Raw genomic sequence first — 16,012 nt, 5'->3', positions numbered from 1 at the left:
GGGCGGGCGTCCCTCGCCCGGTGGAGCAGGGCCGGGCGGGCCGGCCAGCCGTCCCGCTCCCGCCCGTCCCGCAGGGCGGCCAGCACCCGCCGCACGAGGACGGCGACCTGCTCGGACCGGTACGCCGCGGTGGCCCGGACGTCGTCGATGGGCCGGACCGAGGCGGCCGCGGCGGCCGCCGCCTCCTCGATGGCGGCGCCGTCGAGCGGGCGGCCGGCGAGCGCCGCCTCCGCGGCCGGGCACCGCACGACCGTCGGCGCCACGCTGCCGAGGGCCAGGCGGGCCTCGGCGACGACCGCCCCGTCCGTCCGCACCACGGCGGCGACGTGGACGACCGAGATGGCCTGGGCCCGCCGGAGGCCGAGCTTGGCGAACAGCCCCCGCTCCCCCGGCCCGAGCCGGGGCACCCGCACGGCGGTGACGAGCTCGCCGGGGGCCAGCGCGGTCGTGCGGAACCCGGTGATCAGCTCGTCCAGGGCCAGCCGCCGGCGCCCGCCCCCGGCGGCCGTCACCTCCACCGTCGCCCCCATGGCGAGCATGGCCGAGATCGTGTCGTTGGCCGGGCTGGCCGTCACCAGGTTGCCGACCACCGTCGCCCGGTTGCGCAGCGGCGGGGCGCCCAGCTCGAGGCAGGCCTGGGCGAGGGGCAGGGCGCCGGCCACCAGCCGCTCGTCGGCCAGGACCTGGTTGTGGGTGACGAGCGGCCCGAGCACGAGGTCGGCGCCGTCCTCGGTCACCTCGTCCAGTCCCGCGATGGCGGTCAGGTCGACCAGCTCCTCGACCCCGGCCCTCGCCCCCCTGGCCAGCTCGAGGAGCAGGTCGGTGCCGCCGGCGACGGCCCGGCCGCGGGGCCCGAGCCGGGCCAGCAGGCCGAGCGCCTCGTCCAGGGTGGCGGGCCGGTGGTGGGCGCGGACGGTGGTGCCGGGGCGCTGGACGGCGTGCACGCTCAGCCGTCCGCCGGGGGCACCGGGGTGGCGCCGTTGTAGATCGGGCCGCCCCTGGCGACGTAGTCGCGCAGGACGGCGACCGCCTCCTCGCGCAGCACGCCGCAGGTGACCTCGATCCCCCGCCGCTCCAGGCCCTCGACCCAGTTCGCCGGCTTGTTGCCCTCGTCGAAGCCGATGGCGCGGGCGTCCTCGTCCGACGCCGCGCACACCAGGCGGGCGACGCCGGCCCACGGGATGGCCCCGAGGCACATGGCGCACGGCTCGGCCGTGCTCAGCAGCACGGCGGGCACGCCGGACAGGTCGTAGCTGCCCACCCGCTGCCCGGCCAGGGCGAGGGCGACGGCCTCGGCGTGGGCGATCGCCGCGCACGACCGCACGACGAGGTTCATCCCGACCGACAGCAGCTCGCCGGTGGCCCCGGAGAACACGGCCGCCGCGAACGGCCCGCCGGTGCCCTGGCGCACCTGCTCGCCGGCCACGTCGAGCACGAACCGCATCCGCTCCTCGTCGCCGGCCGGGGCCGGGTGGCGGGCGAGCACGTCGTCGACCCACGGCGGCAGCGAGATGGTCACCTGCCGGACGATGGTCATGGCACCACCCCGACGATCTCGCGGTAGGCGACCGGGTCGGTCGCCCCCTCGGTGCACAGCAGCAGCGCGGTGGCCGACCGGTCGAGCACGCCGCGGGCGGCGGCCAGCCCGGCGAGCGCGGCCGCCCCCGTCTCCCCGGCCACGATCCCCTGCCGGGCCAGCGCCCGCATGGCGTCCCTGGCGGCGTCGTCGTCCACGGCCACGAACCAGTCGAACCCGGCGGACACCAGCGGCCACGCCACCGGCGACGGGGTGCCGCAGTTCAGCCCGGCCATGATCGAGCGCTGGCGGCCCGGCAGGGTGACGAGCCCCCCGGCCTCGATCGAGGCGAGCACGCAGGCGGCGTCGTCGGGCTCGACCGACACGAGGACGGTGCCGTCGGGCCCGCCGGGCCGGCGCAGGTGGGCGACCGCGGCGGCGGCCAGGGCCCCGACCCCGACCGGGACGACGACCACGTCGGGCGCCGGCAGGCCGGCCTCGGCCAGCTGGTCGTCGACCTCCCAGAAGATCGTCGAGTACCCCTCGATCACCCACGCCGGGACGCGGTCGTAGCCCTCCCAGGCCGTGTCGCTGACGATGACCGTGCGGTCGTCGGCCGCCTGCCGCACGACCTCGACGGCGTCGTCGTAGCCGCCGGCGACCACCGCCACCCGCGCGCCCTCGGACTCGATGGCCTCGATCCGGGCCGCGGCCGTGTGCTCGGGCACCCAGATGCGGGCGGCGCACCCGGTGAGCCTGGCCATGCGGGCGACGGCCCGCCCGTGGTTGCCGTCGGTCGCCGTCGCCAGGGTCACCGGCTGCAGAGGGGCGAGGCGCTCGCGCAGCTCGTCAACCGTCGACCACGGCTCCACGTCCCGCCCCAGCCGGTCCACGAGCGCCCGGTAGGTCGCCCACGAGGCGCCCAGCATCTTGAAGGCGGGCAGCCCGAGGCGGGAGCTCTCGTCCTTCACCAGCACGCCGCCCAGGCCGAGGTCGGCGGCGAGGTCGGGCAGCGACCGCAGCGGCGTCGGCTCGTACCCGGGCAGGCGGCGGTGGAGCCCGAGCGGCTCGCGGCCGGGCGCCACCTCCACCGGCCGGCGGAGCGGGTTGCGGACGGCGGTCGGCGTCACGACGCCGGCGCGAACGTGTCGATCATCAGCCCGACGTCCGGCCCGAGCGGGTACAGCACCGGGCACGTGCAGCCGTTGGCCACGTACTCGGCCACCTTGGCCCGGCACTCGTCGGGCGTGCCGGCGGCGCAGAGCAGCTGCACGACCTCGTCGGGCACCCGCTCGGCCGCCTTCGCCACCTGCTCGGCCGTCGCCGGCCAGGTGAGCACCTCGCCGATGTCCTCGAGCAGCGAGGCCGGCACGCCCGAGGCCTCCATGATGTGGGGCTGCTGGCCCAGGTACTGGGTGACGAGCAGGCGGGCGGCGTCGAGGGCGGCGTCGCGGTCCTCGTCCATCGAGCAGACGACGAGCTGGGGGCGGTCGACGTCGTCGACCGACCGGCCGGCCCGCTCGGCCCCCCTGGCCAGGGCGTCGAGGGCGCGGGCGTTGTAGTCGACCGACACGAGGTAGTTGAGCAGCACGCCGTCGGCCACCTCGCCGGCCAGCTCCATCATCCGCATGCCGGTGGCGCCGACGTAGATCGGCACCTCCTTCGGCCGGCGCTCCTGGTGCACGTAGTCCAGCTCGACGCCGTCGAGGTGCACGTGCTCGCCGTGGAAGGTGACGGTCTCGCCGGCCAGAAGGGCGCGCACGGCGGTCACCACCTCGCGCATGACGGTGAGCGGGCGGCGCCGCTCGACGCCCACCTTGGCCGCCAGCGGGTCCCACCAGGCGCCGATGCCGAGGATCACGCGGCCGGGGGCCAGGTCGTCCAGGGTCGAGAACGTCGACGCCAGGCGGGCCGGGTTGCGGGTCCAGCAGTCGACCACGCCGGACCCGAGGCGGATCCGCTCGGTCGTGGCGCCGAAGGCGGCGAGCGGGACCGAGCACTCGCGCACGAGCCGGGAGTCGGCCTGCCACACCGCCTCGAACCCCCGCGCCTCGGCGTGGCGGACGTGCTCGATCGCCTCCCGCATCGGGTGGGCGTCCTGGAGGTACAGCGCCACCCGGTTCACGCCACCGCCTCCAGCCGGGCGAACAGCCGCCCGGCCTCCTCGGCCGCCCTGGCCCGCACCTCGGCCGGGTCGACCAGGGTCGGCCGGCCGCCGGCGAGCACGACCCGCCCGTCGACCACGACCTCCACCGGGCCCACCCCCGGCGTGAAGGCGAGATGCCACGGGTCGGTGGCGTCGCAGTCCCAGGTCACCCGGTCGCCGGCCGCCTCGGGCACGAGGTCCCATCCCGCGGCCAGCCACGACCACGCCGTCTCCGGGGTGGCGGTCACGTCGGACTCGCGGTGGCGGGCGTAGGCCAGGCGGAACTCCTCCAGCAGGTCCGCCCCGATGCCGTCGGTGCCGAGGGCCACCGGGTTGGCGAAGCGGGCCGGGCGGGCGTAGCCGACGGCGTTGTTCATGTTCGACCTGGGGTTGTGCACGATCGTGCCGGGGAGGCCGTGGTCGTCGGGCAGGTGGACGCCGTGGGCGAGCACCCACCGCTCGTCGGCGTGGGGGCGGAGGCGCTCGGGGGCGCCGGCGTCGACCTCGCCCTCGGCCACGTGCACGTGCACGCCGACGCCGTGGCGGCGGGCCAGGTCGGCCGCCGCCGCGATCGTCTCGTCGCCGCACGTGAACGCGGCGTGCAGGCCGACCATGCCCCGCCCGCCCGCGGCGAGGAAGCGGTCGTTCTCGGCCAGGCCCCTGGCCGCCCCGTCCGGCCCGTGGCGGTCGGTGACCCCGTAGGCGCACACGACCCGCACGCCGACCTCGGCGCAGGCGTCGGCCACGGCCGACAGCGACCCCTCGATGGCCGAGGGCGACTCGTGGTGGTCCACGATCGCCGTGCAGCCCCGCTCCAGCGCCTCGACGGCGCCGAGCATGGCCGACCACCGGATGGCCTGGAGGTCGAGCGCCCGGTCCAGCCGCCACCACACGAGCTCGAGGATCTCGGTGAACCCGCGCGGCGTGCGGGGTGGGGCCGGCATGCCCCGGGCCAGCGCCGAGTACAGGTGGTGGTGGGCGCACACGAGGCCGGGGGTCACGCCCACGCCGACGCCCGCTCACGGTTGTCGGCGTTGGCCATCGGCAGCACGCTGCGCCACTCGCCGTCGTGGTCGTGGAGCGCGGCGGCCACCGCCCCGGCCGTGGGCACGAGGCCGATCTCGCCCACCCCCTTCACCCCGTAGGGCGAGCCCGGCTGGGGCGCCTCGACGAGGATCACGTCGACCGGCGGCATGTCCTTCGGCCGGATCACGTCGAGGCTCCGCAGGGTCGTGTTCCGGGGCCGCCCGTCCTCGTCGGCCGGGAACCCCTCGGTGAGCGCGTAGCCGAGGCCCATGTGCACGGACCCCTCGATCTGCCCCTCGCACAGCTGGGGGTTCACGGCCCGGCCGACGTCGTGGGCGGCCACCACCCGCTCGATGCGGCCGGTCTCGGGGTCGAGGATGACGACCTGGGCGGCGTAGGAGAACGTCGAGTGGATGACGGGGTGCTCGAGCCCCTCGTCGAGGGAGTTCGTCCAGTCCACCCGGTACTCGCCCTCGTAGTCGACGCCGGGCCGGCAGCCGTCGGCCACCGCCCGCCGGCAGGCGTCGGCCACCGAGCCGGCGCCCATGAGCGTGCCCCGGCTGCCGGTCGTCTGCCCGGCGCCGAGCTCCCTGCTCGTGTCGACCAGCACCTCGACCCGCTCGGGCGCCACCCCCAGCTCCTCGACCGCGACCTGGAGGGCGACCGTGTGCACGCCCTGGCCCATCTCGGTCCAGCAGTGGCGGACCTCCACCGACCCGTCCTCCCTGAAGCGGACGACGGCCCGGGCCACCTCCTTGAACCCGTTGCCGAGCCCGGAGTTCTTGAGGCCGACGCCGAGGCCGACCGGCTTGCCCGCCGCCCTGGCCGCCTCGTACACGTCGCGGACGGCGTCGAGGCACCAGCGGCCGCCCTCGCACCCCTCGTCCAGGATCTGGCCGGGCCCCCACTCGTCGCCCGGGCGCACGACGTTGCGGCTGCGGATCTCCCACCCGCTGATGCCGACCCGCTCGGCCAGCCGGTCCATCACCCCCTCCATGGCGAACTGGGCCTGGTTGGCCCCGAACCCGCGGAAGGCGCCGCACACCGGGTTGTTCGTCCGCACGGCGATCGACTCGACGTCCACGTTCGGGATCACGTACGGCCCGCAGGCGTGGCCGGCCGAGCGCTCCAGCACCTTCATGCCGACCGAGGCGTACGGCCCGGAGTCGCCGATCATGCGGGCCCGCAGCGCGGTCAGCCGGCCGTCCGCGTCGCAGGCCGCCTCGTAGGCCATGCGGATCGGGTGGCGCTTCGGGCTGAGGAGGAACGACTCCTCCCGGCTGAGCGTGGTCTTCACGGGGCGGCCGAGGAGCCAGGCGGCGAGCGCCGTCTGCGCCTGGTTCGACATGTCCTCCTTGCCGCCGAACGCCCCGCCGTTGCTGACCAGCTCGACGTGGACGACCGACGGGTCGACGCCGAGCACCGAGGCGATCTGGTCCCGGTCGTCCCACACGCCCTGCCCGCCGGAGTACACGTGCAGCCCGCCGTCCTCCGTGGGCACGGCGAGGGTCGACTCGGGCTCCAGGTAGGCGTGCTCGACCCGCTGGGTCTGGAACACCTCGCGGACGACGTGGGCCGCGGCCGCGAACGCCGCCTCCACGTCGCCCCGCCGGTACGCGCTGCGGGACAGCACGTTCCCGTCGAGGCCCCACACCGCGTCCTCGTCCTCCGGCGCCCGCACGGGGTCGGTGACGGGGCGGAGGGGCCGATACTCCACGTCGACCATGGCCGCCGCCCGCCGCGCCGTGCGCCGGTCCCGCGCCACCACGAGCGCGAGCACGTCACCCAGGTACGAGGTGCGCCCGCCCTCGGGGATGAACACCGGCCAGTCCTTGTGGATCAGCCCGACCCGGAGCTCGCCGGGCACGTCCGCCGCGGTGAGCACGGCGACGACGCCGTCGACCGCCGCCGCCCGCGACGTGTCGATGCGCACCACGTCGGCCCTGGCGTGGTCGGCCAGGCGGACGGCGCCGTGCAGGCAGCCGGGCGGCTCGAGGTCGTCGACGTAGCCCCGCCGCCCGACGGCCAGCTCGCAGGCCTCGTACTTCACGCCGGCGCTGCCGATCCCGCCGGGCGCCACCATCACCGGGACCTCGTCGCGGGCGAGGGCCTCGACGGCGTCGAGGATCTTCACGTAGCCGGTGCAGCGGCACAGGTGCCCGCCGAGCAGCCGGCCGGCGTCCTCCCTGGTCAGCGCGGCGCCCTTCTTGTCGATCATCGCCTTGACCCGCACGAGGATCCCCGGCGTGCAGAACCCGCACTGGAGCGCGCCGCACGCCGCGAACGCCGTGGCCATGCGCTCGACCTCGAACGGGTCAAACCCCTCGAGGGTGGTGACCTCGCCGCCGTCGACCTTGGCCAGCGGGGTCTGGCAGGCGACCCGCGGCTTGCCGTCGACCAGCACCGTGCAGCAGCCGCACTGGCCGGTCGGCGCGCAGCCGTCCTTCGGGGAGGTGACCCGGAGCTCGTCGCGCAGGGCGGCGAGGAGGTGCTCGTGGTCGCCGGCGACGGTGACCCGGGAACCGTTCAGTAGGAAACTGGTCACGGCGGTGGCACCGGTCCCTTGCGCTCGGTGATCAGGCCGTACGCCTCGGGGCGCCGGTACCTGGCGAAGTCGAACAGCGTGTGGGTGTAGTTGCGGCACAGGTCGAGGTCGCAGCGGGCGACGACGAGCTCGTCGCCGGTCGTCACCGCCTGGGCCACGATCTGGCCGGACGGGGCGATCACCACGCTCTGGGAGAGCGACTCGACCCCCTCCTCGTTGCCGCCCTTGGCCACGCCGACCACGAACGTGCCGTTCTGGTAGGCGCCGGCCTGCATGACGAGGTGGTTGTGGAAGGCCTGGAGCGCCGTCTGGGCCGGGTCGGGCGGGTAGTGCAGCGGCGTGTTGTAGCCGATCAGCACCAGCTCGACGGCCTGGAGCCCGAGCACCCGGTAGGTCTCCGGCCAGCGCCGGTCGTTGCACAGCGCCATGCCGACCACCCCGCCGAAGGCCCGGTGGGCGACGAACCCCTCGGGCGACTCCTCGAAGTAGCCCCGCTCCAGGTGCTGGAACGGCCGCCACGGCTCGTGCTCCTCGTGGCCGGGCAGGTGCACCTTGCGGAAGCGGGCGATCGGGGTGCCGTCCCGCTCGACCAGCAGGTACGTGTTGTACCGGTGGCCGTCGGGGGTGAGCTCGGCGTAGCCGAGGCAGAAGCCGACGCCGAGGCGGGCGGCCTCGTCGAACAGCGGCTTGACCTCCGGCGACGGCATCTCGGTCTCGTAGAAGGCGTCGAGCTCGTCGCCCTCCAGCCACCAGCGGGGGAAGAACGTCGTCAGCGCCAGCTCCGGGTAGACGACGAGGTCGCAGCCGGCCCCGGCGGCCTGGTGGAGCAGCGCGAGGAGCCGCTCGACCACCTCGGCCCTGGTCTCGCTCCTGGCGATGGGGCCGAGCTGGGCGGCCCCCACGGTCACGACCCGCACGGCAGCCCCTCCTCGGCGAGCGTGGTGACGACCCGCAGCAGCACGTCGGCCCCCGCGGCCAGGTCGGCCGGGTCGGTGTGCTCGGCCGGGTTGTGGCTGATGCCGTCCCGGCTCGGCACGAAGACCATCCCCGACGGGCACACCCTGGCCAGCATCTGGGCGTCGTGGCCGGCGCCGGACGGCATGCGCTGCACCGAGTGGCCGAGCTCCTCGGCCGCCCGCTCGACCAGGCGGATCACCCGCTCGTCGAACTCGACCGGGTCGAAGCGGGCCAGGCTGCGGGTGCGCACGGTCACCCCCTCGGCCTCGGCCAGGCGCCCGACCTCGGCCAGAAGGCGGCGCTCGGCCTCGGCCAGCACGGCGGCGTCGGTGTTGCGGAGGTCGACGGTGGCCGTGGCCCTGGCCGGGATGACGTTGACGAGGTCGGGGTGGAGGTCGAGCTTGCCGACCGTCCCGACCTGCCGCCCGCCGAGCTCCAGGGCGAGGGCCCGGACGAACGTGGCCACGCCGGCGGCCACCCACCCGGGGTCGCGGCGCAGGTGCATGGGGGTGGTGCCGGCGTGGTTGGCCTGGCCCTCGATCGTCAGCTCGGTCCAGGAGATGCCCTGCACGCCGGTGACGGCGCCGATGGTGACGCCGTCGGCCTCCAGCACCGGCCCCTGCTCGATGTGGAGCTCGACGTAGGCGTAGGGCGGGGGGCCGGGGCACGGGGCCGTGCCGAGGTAGCCGATGCGCTCCAGCTCGTCGCCCAGCCGGGCGCCGTCGATGCCGACGACGTCGAGCGCCTCCTCCACCGCCATGCCGCCGGCGTACACGAGGCTGCCGAGCATGTCGGGCGGGAACCGGGCGCCCTCCTCGTCGGTGAAGAAGGCGACGGCGAGCGGCCGCCTCGTCGTCACCCCCGCCTCCTCCAGGGTCTCCAGCACCTCGAGCCCGGCCAGCACCCCGAGGTTGCCGTCGTAGCGCCCGCCGGTGCGCACCGTGTCGACGTGGGAGCCGACCATCACGGGCGCCAGGTCCTCGCGGCCGGCCCGGGTGCCGACGACGTTGCCGACGTGGTCGACGGTGACGTCGAGGCCCTGGTCCCGCATCCACAGCACGACGAGGTCGCGCCCGGCCCGGTCCTCGTCGGTGAGGGCCAGCCGGCAGCACCCCTGGGTGCCCTCGATGGCGCCGATCCTGGCCAGCTCGTCGAGGCGCTTGACCAGCCGGTCGCCGTCGATGGTCAGGTCGCCCCGGTCCGGCACCCGGGTATCGTTCGCCAGCCTTTACAGATTGTCAAGCGAGCCGGGAGCGGCGATGACCCAGGTGTCCCTCGAGTTCCTCGTCGAGCCGTTCGTCGAGGGCGCTCCCGGCCCGCACGTGCGGGCCGCCGTCGAGGCCGCCGAGCAGGCCGGGCTGGCCGTCGAGCTCGGGCCGTTCGCGTCGGTGGCCACCGGTCCGGTCGACACGGTCGCCGACGCCGTCGCCCGCCTGCTGCGGGAGGCGTTCCGGTCGGGGGCGACCCGGGTCCAGCTCCAGGTCGACCGGGCGTGACCGCGCCCGCCCAGTTCGTCGCCGCCGTCGAGCGGCTGGCCGCCGCCGTCGGCGCCACGTTCGTCCCCGCGGGCGAGCTGCGCCCGTCGGACGTGGCCGTCGACTGGGACGGCGAGGTGGTGGGCGGCATCCGGGTCGACGGCCTCCAGGGCGCGCTGCGGCGGATGATCACGTCGGTGGAGCGGGAGCTCGGCGGGCGGCTGGCCGACCTGCCGAGGGAGCAGAAGCAGGCGGCCGTCCGGCTGCTCCACGAGCGGGGGGCGTTCCTGCTGCGCAAGGCGGCCGACGACGTGGCCGACACCATGGGCGTCAGCCGCATCACGATCTACAACTACCTGAACGCCATCGAGTCTCAGCCGCCCAGGTCGACGTAGACGACCTGGCGGTCCTCGGCGAACTCGTCCTCGGCGCTCGTCGCCGCGGTCACGACGGCGACGGCCCGCTCCGGCGCGAACGTGCCGCCGTCCTGGCCGACGACGACCACCCGCCACCCGACCGGCTCGGGCCCGCAGGTGCGGACGAACGTGCGGCCGGCGCCGACCACGTCCGGCGTGTCCTGGGCGACGTCGGCGTCGACCTCGGCGAGGCCGGGCCGGTTGCAGGCGACGGTGCCGGACAGCACGGCCTGGCCCGTCTCGCGCACGAAGCCGACCCGGCGGACGCGCAGGCTGACGTCGAGCGGGTGGGGCAGGGGCACGGTGGGGTCGAACGCCACCGGCACGACGACCCGGTCGCCCGGGGCGGCGAGGTCGAGGCCGACGACCGCGCACCCCTCGGGGGCCTCGACGCAGTCGGTGGGCTCGTACGCCTTGGGGTCGAGCACCCGCTCCACCTCGTAGCGCAGCCGGAAGGTGCCGTCCTCCTCGACCCGGCCGTCCTTGGCCGTGCCGAAGTCGCAGCCCGCGTCGGTCACGTCCTGCGCGAGGCACATGAGGACCACGACCTGGGCGCCGGGCGTCCACCCCGTGCCCGTGACGGTCACGGTCTGGTCGTCGAGCAGGTCCGCGCTCGGGGTGACGGTGAGGGCGGGCTCGGCGGCGGCGGGCGTGGCGCCGGCTCCCACGAGCGCCACGACCGCCACCACCGCTGCTGCGAGACGCCGGGCCATGGGCCCGGAGTCTGCACCGGTCAGCCCACGAGCGTCACCTCGGCGAACTCGAAGTCCGAGATCTCCTGGTCGCCGTTGGTGCGGAAGCCGAAGGCGGTGGCCGTGACGAAGGCGTCGCCGGGGACGAACGTGCCCTCGAAGGCCCGCAGGTCGATGGTCAGCACCTGCGTGCCCCGGCACCGCCGGAGGAACACCCCGCCGAACCCGACGGCGTCCTCCTCGCCCCGGTCCTGCGCCAGCTGGACGTCGACGAACGCGTGCTCGCCGGGGTCGCACGTCACCGTGACGTCGATGCGGGCGCCGCGGGCGTCGGTCCGCACCCGGGCCGTCGGCGCCACGTCGACCTCGATCGTGAGCGGCGGGTCGGCCGGCGGGCCCTCCGGGTCGAAGTGCAGCGGGGCCGTCTCCAGCACCCGCCCCGGCCGGGCCAGCACGCCGATCACGCAGCGGCCGGCGGCGTCGGCGCAGTCGACCCGGCCGAACGCCTCGGTGTCGATGGCCCGGTCGACCTCGAACGGCACGCTCCACTCGCTCGTGGGCTCGAACACGCCGATCCCGTCCTCGCACCCCGCGAAGCTCGTCGCCCGCGCGTCGCACTGCGCGATGACGAGGAACGTGTTCGGCCGCCAACCTTCGCCGTGGACGACCACCCGCTGGTTGTCCACGAGGTTCGTGTCCGGCTCCACCGTGATGCTCGGGTCCCTCGCCGCCGCGCCCGCGGGTGCTGCCATCCCGCCCACCAGTGCCGCGACCGCCAGGGCCGCCGCCACGCCACGCCGTCCGAACATCGACGCCTCCTCTCGGGCGCCCGGCGCCCCCACGCCGGCGCCAACCCGACCGTAGGCCGCGAACCGGACGGACGCAACGACGGCGCGGCACCGAGCGAGCGGTCAGCCGAAGCGGTCCCTCGCCCGGTAGTACCAGCCGCCCACGGGGAGCAGCCACGGGGATCGGCCGGGTGCCGGCACCCTCGGCCAGCGCCGCCCGGTGAACGGCGGCGGCGGGCCGCCCTCGGCCAGCCAGCGGCCGACCAGCGCGCCCACGTGGTTCGACAGGACGACGCCGCTGCCGCACCACCCGCCGGCGTAGGCCACCCCGTCGACCCGGCCGACGTGGGGCTGGCGGTCGATCGTCAGCCCGACGAGCCCGCCCCACGCGTTCGTCACCCGCACGCCGCGGAGCTGGGGGTGGACGGCGACCATGGCCCGGTACAGGCGGTCGCGGGAGCGGGCCACCGTCGTCCTGGCGAAGCTCGTCCGCCCGCCGAACAGCATCCGGCCGTCCGGCGCCAGGCGCCAGTAGCGCAGGAAGTTGCGGGTGTCGAACAGCATCCGGTCCCGCGCGATCGTCGCCGCCGCCGCGTCGGGGGCGAGCGGCTCGGTGGCGACGATGAAGCTGCCGACGGCCAGCACCCGGCGGGCCAGCCAGGGGACGAGCGCGGGCGGGGTGGCGGCGGTGGCGTTCGTGGCGACCAGCACGTCGCCCGCCGCAACGGTGCCGCGCGACGTGCGGACGGTGAACCCTCCGCCCCGGCGGCGCTCGACCCCGGTCACCGCGGTGCGGTCGGCGACGGTGGCGCCGGCCGCGGTGGCCAGGCCCAGCACCCCGGCGAACAGCCGGGCCGGGTGGAGCCCGCCGCTCAGCCCGACGACGAGCCCGCCCTCGTAGGCCGGGGTGCCCACCTCCTCGGCCAGCTCGTCCCTCGCCAGCAGGCGGACCTCGTCGCCCACCTCCCGGTGGGCCTTCTCCGAGGCGCGGAGGCCGTCCATGGCGGCGGCCCGGTGGGCCAGCACGACGTGCCCCGTGCGCCGGTAGTGGCAGTCGATCCCCTCGTCGGCCACCAGCCGCTCCAGCGCGAGGAAGCCGTCCACGGTGGCGTCCCACAGCGCCCGCCCGTCCGGGCCCTCGGCCAGCAGGTCGGGCAGCGACCGCTTCGCGCCGGGGTGGGCCATCCCGCCGTTGCGGGTGCTGGCGCCGGTGCCGAGCGCGTCCCGCTCGACCACGAGGGCCGACCGCCCCCGCCCGGCCACCTCCCTCGCCGCCGCCAGCCCGGTGTAGCCGGCCCCGACGACGAGCACGTCGACCGCGCCGGGCAGGCGCCGGGGGCCCGTCGCCGGCGGGGGCGGGGCCGCCTCCCACCACCACGGCCGCTCCCGGTAGCCCTGGGCGAGCGGGGCGGGCGGGGCCGGCACGGGCGGAAGATTCGCACCGCGCGGCCCCCCCGGCAAGCGTCCTTCGCAGCGATCGGGGCCTTCGGCGACGAAATGCTTGCCCGCGGCGCCGCCCACGGCCCAAGATCATCGGATGGAGGGGCGGTGACCCGGGACGCAGCGCGGCCGTCGGTCGCCCTCGACGCCGCCGACCGCGCCATCATCGAACAGCTCCAGCAGGACGGCCGCCGGCCGTACACCCACATCGCCAAGGCCGTCGGCCTGTCCGAGGCGGCCGTGCGCCAGCGGGTCCAGCGCCTGCTCGACGCCGAGGTGATGCAGATCGTGGCCGTCACCGACCCGCTCGCCCTCGGCAAGGCCCGCATGGCGATGATCGGCGTGCGGGTCGAGGGCGACGTGCGCTCGGTGGCCGACGCCGTCGCCGCCTACGACGGCGTCGAGTACGTCGTCTACACCGCCGGCTCCTTCGACCTGCTCGTCGAGGTCCTCGTGAAGGACGACGCCGCCCTGCTCGAGCTGCTGTCCGACGGCCTCCGCATGATCCCCGGCGTCCGCACCACCGAGACGCTCATCTACCTCCGCATCGCCAAGCAGACCTACACCTGGGGGACCCCGTGACCGAGCCAGACGACGCACCCACCGCCACCCTGGGGGAGCCCGCGACCGACGCGGAGGCGCCCGTCGCCGGCGCCGCACCGGCCGCCGACGGCGCCACCGCCGGCCTGAGCGAGCGGGCCCGGCGCCACCTCTGGATGCACTTCACCCGCCTCGGCGCCTACGCCGAGGGCGAGGTGCCGATCATCGTCAGGGGCGAGGGCCCCTACGTGTGGGACGGCCGCGGCGACCGCAAGCTCGACGGCCTGTCCGGGCTGTTCGTCGTGCAGGCCGGGCACGGCCGGCGGGAGCTGGCCGACGCCGCCGCCCGCCAGGCCGCCACCCTCGGCTACTTCCCGATCTGGGGCTACGCCCACCCGACGGCCGTCGAGCTGGCCGCCCGGCTGGCCGCCCTCGCCCCCGGCGACCTCAACCGGGTGTTCTTCACGACCGGCGGGTCCGAGGCCGTCGAGTCGGCGTGGAAGCTGGCCCGCCAGTACTTCAAGGCCATCGGCCAGCCCCAGCGCACGAAGGTCATCTCCCGCTACCTCGCCTACCACGGCACCACCCTCGGAGCCCTCGCCGTCACGGGCGTGCCCGCCCTGCGCACGCCGTTCGAGCCGCTCACCCCCGGCGTGTTCCACGTCGCCAACACCAACGCCTACCGCTCCCCCATCGGCGACGACGAGGACGCGTTCTCCGAGGCGGCCGCCAGGGCCATCGAGGAGGCGATCGTCGTGGAGGGGCCGGACACGGTGGCGTGCGTGTTCCTCGAGCCGGTGCAGAACTCCGGCGGCTGCTTCACCCCGCCGCGGGGCTACTTCCAGCGGGTGCGGGAGATCTGCGACCGCCACGGCGTGCTGCTCGTGTCCGACGAGGTGATCTGCGCGTTCGGCCGCCTCGGCACCATGTGGGGCTGCGAGCGCTACGGCTACCAGCCGGACATGATCACCTGCGCCAAGGGCCTCACCTCGGGCTACGCCCCGCTCGGCGCCGTGCTGTGCAGCGACCGCCTGGCCGAGCCGTTCCTCGACGGGCGGGCCAGCTTCCTGCACGGGATCACCTTCGGCGGCCACCCGGTGTCCTGCGCCGTCGCCATGGCCAACCTCGACCTGTTCGAGCGGGAGGACCTGATCGGCAACGTCGTCCGCCACGAGGGCGAGCTGCGGGAGGCGATGGAGTCGCTGCGGGACCTGCCGATCGTCGGCGACGTGCGGGGCGCCGGGTACTTCGTCGCCGTCGAGCTCGTGCGCGACCAGGCCTCGAAGGCGACGTTCTCCGACGAGGAGGGCGAGGTCCTCCTCCGCGGGTTCCTCTCGCCCCGGCTCTACGAGGCCGGCCTGATCTGCCGGGCCGACGACCGAGGCGACCCGGTCATCCAGCTGGCGCCCACGCTCGTGTGCGGCAGCTCGCAGATCGACGAGATCCGGTCCGTGCTGCGCACCGTGCTGACCGAGGCGGGGCAGCGGATGCGGGCCGGGATCGGCTAGACCGAGGCGGCCGCAAGGGAGCGGTCCCGGAAGGAAGGGTGATGGCACTCACGGTCGGCGTTCCGCGAGAGGTCAAGGAGAGCGAGAACCGGGTCGCGATCACGCCCGACGGCGTGCGCGAGCTCAGCCAGCACGGCGTCGAGGTCCTCCTCGAGGCCGGTGCCGGGGTGAACTCGGCCATCGACGACGCCGACTTCGCCGGCGCCGGGGCCGAGATCGTCGCCTCGGTCGACGAGCTGTGGGAGCGGGCCGAGCTCGTCTGCAAGGTGAAGGAGCCCCAGCCCGAGGAGTACCCGCGCATGCGGGAGGGCCAGGTCCTGTTCACCTACCTCCACCTGGCCGCCTACCCCGAGGTGGCCAAGGCCCTGCTGGCCCGCAAGGTCACCGGCGTGGCCTACGAGACCGTCCAGCTGCCGTCGGGCGCGCTGCCGCTGCTGGCCCCGATGAGCGAGGTGGCCGGGCGCATGGCCACCCAGATCGGCGCCCACTACCTCGAGCGCCACCACGGCGGCCGGGGCGTGCTGCTCGGCGGGGCGCCGGGGGTGCGGCCGGCCCGGGTGGTCGTGCTCGGCGCCGGCAACGTCGGGTGGAACTCGGCCTGGATCGCCGCCGGCATGGAGGCCGAGGTGATCCTGCTCGACAAGAACCTCGACCGCCTGCGCTTCGTCGACCAGATCCACCGCGGCCGGATCATGACCCTCGCCTCCAACCGGGGCTCGATCGAGCGGGCCATCGCCGAGGCCGACCTCGTGATCGGCGCCATCCTCGTCCCCGGCGGCCGGGCGCCCATGGTCGTCACCGAGGACATGGTCCGCTCCATGCGGCCGAGGGCGGTCATCGTGGACGTCGCCGTCGACCAGGGTGGATGCGTCGAGACCATCCACGAGACGACCCACGCCGACCCCGTGTACGAGCGCCACGGCGTCGTCCACTACGCCGTCGGCAACATCCCGGGCGCCGTGC

At 75.6% G+C, this 16,012-nt stretch carries 16 protein-coding genes; 5 read left to right on the top strand and 11 right to left on the bottom strand.

The annotated features are described in order from the left end of the window. The 8 genes from VGB14_11150 to VGB14_11115 all read right to left on the bottom strand — a co-directional run. Positions 1 to 944: FAD binding domain-containing protein (locus tag VGB14_11150; GenBank protein HEX9993475.1), on the bottom strand; the 944-nt coding region annotated here is incomplete at its 3' end. A gap of 2 nt (positions 945 to 946) precedes the next feature. Next, the gene (locus VGB14_11145; protein HEX9993474.1) at positions 947 to 1,537 is read right to left on the bottom strand and encodes a nucleoside deaminase; all 591 of its coding nucleotides are present in this window, start codon (positions 1,535 to 1,537) and stop codon (positions 947 to 949) included. Continuing rightward, positions 1,534 to 2,646, bottom strand: coding sequence for a diaminopropionate ammonia-lyase (locus VGB14_11140; protein ID HEX9993473.1), 1,113 nt, complete (start codon positions 2,644 to 2,646; stop codon positions 1,534 to 1,536). The genes VGB14_11145 and VGB14_11140 overlap by 4 nt, the downstream gene beginning before the upstream one ends. After that, complete coding sequence (locus VGB14_11135) at positions 2,643 to 3,641, bottom strand: LLM class flavin-dependent oxidoreductase (protein ID HEX9993472.1); 999 nt, start codon at positions 3,639 to 3,641, stop codon at positions 2,643 to 2,645. The genes VGB14_11140 and VGB14_11135 overlap by 4 nt, the downstream gene beginning before the upstream one ends. Next, positions 3,638 to 4,669: an amidohydrolase family protein gene (locus VGB14_11130; protein ID HEX9993471.1), complete on the bottom strand. Its 1,032-nt coding sequence runs from the start codon at positions 4,667 to 4,669 to the stop codon at positions 3,638 to 3,640. The genes VGB14_11135 and VGB14_11130 overlap by 4 nt, the downstream gene beginning before the upstream one ends. Next, positions 4,660 to 7,233 carry a molybdopterin cofactor-binding domain-containing protein gene (locus tag VGB14_11125; protein HEX9993470.1) on the bottom strand — a complete coding sequence of 858 codons (2,574 nt, stop codon included), beginning with the start codon at positions 7,231 to 7,233 and terminating at the stop codon, positions 4,660 to 4,662. Before VGB14_11125 ends, VGB14_11130 begins: the two co-directional genes overlap by 10 nt. Continuing rightward, complete coding sequence (locus VGB14_11120; GenBank protein ID HEX9993469.1) at positions 7,230 to 8,150, bottom strand: N-carbamoyl-D-amino-acid hydrolase; 921 nt, start codon at positions 8,148 to 8,150, stop codon at positions 7,230 to 7,232. Before VGB14_11120 ends, VGB14_11125 begins: the two co-directional genes overlap by 4 nt. Beyond that, complete coding sequence (locus VGB14_11115; protein ID HEX9993468.1) at positions 8,138 to 9,397, bottom strand: Zn-dependent hydrolase; 1,260 nt, start codon at positions 9,395 to 9,397, stop codon at positions 8,138 to 8,140. Before VGB14_11115 ends, VGB14_11120 begins: the two co-directional genes overlap by 13 nt. Before the next feature lie 52 nt (positions 9,398 to 9,449). Here VGB14_11115 and VGB14_11110 point away from each other — a divergent pair, with 52 nt between their 5' ends. After that, on the top strand, positions 9,450 to 9,686 hold the full coding sequence (locus VGB14_11110; GenBank protein ID HEX9993467.1) for a thiamine-binding protein: 237 nt from the start codon (positions 9,450 to 9,452) through the stop codon (positions 9,684 to 9,686). Then, entirely contained in the window at positions 9,683 to 10,060 is a 378-nt protein-coding gene (locus VGB14_11105; protein ID HEX9993466.1) for a helix-turn-helix domain-containing protein, read from the top strand. The genes VGB14_11110 and VGB14_11105 overlap by 4 nt, the downstream gene beginning before the upstream one ends. Here the strand turns inward: VGB14_11105 and VGB14_11100 are convergent. The 3 genes from VGB14_11100 to VGB14_11090 all read right to left on the bottom strand — a co-directional run bounded on the left by VGB14_11100 (position 10,039) and on the right by VGB14_11090 (position 12,986). Beyond that, complete coding sequence (locus VGB14_11100; protein HEX9993465.1) at positions 10,039 to 10,794, bottom strand: neocarzinostatin apoprotein domain-containing protein; 756 nt, start codon at positions 10,792 to 10,794, stop codon at positions 10,039 to 10,041. The genes VGB14_11105 and VGB14_11100 overlap by 22 nt on opposite strands. Before the next feature lie 20 nt (positions 10,795 to 10,814). Next, positions 10,815 to 11,582: a neocarzinostatin apoprotein domain-containing protein gene (locus VGB14_11095; protein ID HEX9993464.1), complete on the bottom strand. Its 768-nt coding sequence runs from the start codon at positions 11,580 to 11,582 to the stop codon at positions 10,815 to 10,817. A gap of 102 nt (positions 11,583 to 11,684) precedes the next feature. After that, entirely contained in the window at positions 11,685 to 12,986 is a 1,302-nt protein-coding gene (locus tag VGB14_11090) for an FAD-dependent oxidoreductase (GenBank protein HEX9993463.1), read from the bottom strand. 123 nt (positions 12,987 to 13,109) lie between these two features. On the opposite strand from VGB14_11090, the gene VGB14_11085 reads away from it, so the two are divergent. From VGB14_11085 to ald, 3 genes are all read left to right on the top strand, one after another. Continuing rightward, entirely contained in the window at positions 13,110 to 13,583 is a 474-nt protein-coding gene (locus VGB14_11085; GenBank protein HEX9993462.1) for an Lrp/AsnC family transcriptional regulator, read from the top strand. Continuing rightward, the gene (locus VGB14_11080) at positions 13,580 to 15,049 is read left to right on the top strand and encodes an aspartate aminotransferase family protein (GenBank protein ID HEX9993461.1); all 1,470 of its coding nucleotides are present in this window, start codon (positions 13,580 to 13,582) and stop codon (positions 15,047 to 15,049) included. Before VGB14_11085 ends, VGB14_11080 begins: the two co-directional genes overlap by 4 nt. A 41-nt stretch (positions 15,050 to 15,090) precedes the next feature. Then, a partial coding sequence (gene ald, locus VGB14_11075) for an alanine dehydrogenase (protein HEX9993460.1) occupies positions 15,091 to 16,012 on the top strand: 922 nt, incomplete at its 3' end.

It is taken from the genome of Acidimicrobiales bacterium (assembly GCA_036399815.1).
Lineage (GTDB): Bacteria > Actinomycetota > Acidimicrobiia > Acidimicrobiales > DASWMK01 > DASWMK01.
Note: the sequence above shows the minus strand (reverse complement) of the source record. Positions and strands in the feature narration are given on the sequence as shown.

What these genes read in the sequence shown, in the direction of transcription:
- VGB14_11145 (HEX9993474.1), bottom strand. Translation starts at nt 1,537, where the DNA reads ATGACCATCGTCCGGCAGGTGACCATCTCGCTGCCGCCGTGGGTCGAC.
- VGB14_11110 (HEX9993467.1), top strand. Translation starts at nt 9,450, where the DNA reads ATGACCCAGGTGTCCCTCGAGTTCCTCGTCGAGCCGTTCGTCGAGGGC.
- VGB14_11100 (HEX9993465.1), bottom strand. Translation starts at nt 10,794, where the DNA reads ATGGCCCGGCGTCTCGCAGCAGCGGTGGTGGCGGTCGTGGCGCTCGTG.
- VGB14_11095 (HEX9993464.1), bottom strand. Translation starts at nt 11,582, where the DNA reads ATGTTCGGACGGCGTGGCGTGGCGGCGGCCCTGGCGGTCGCGGCACTG.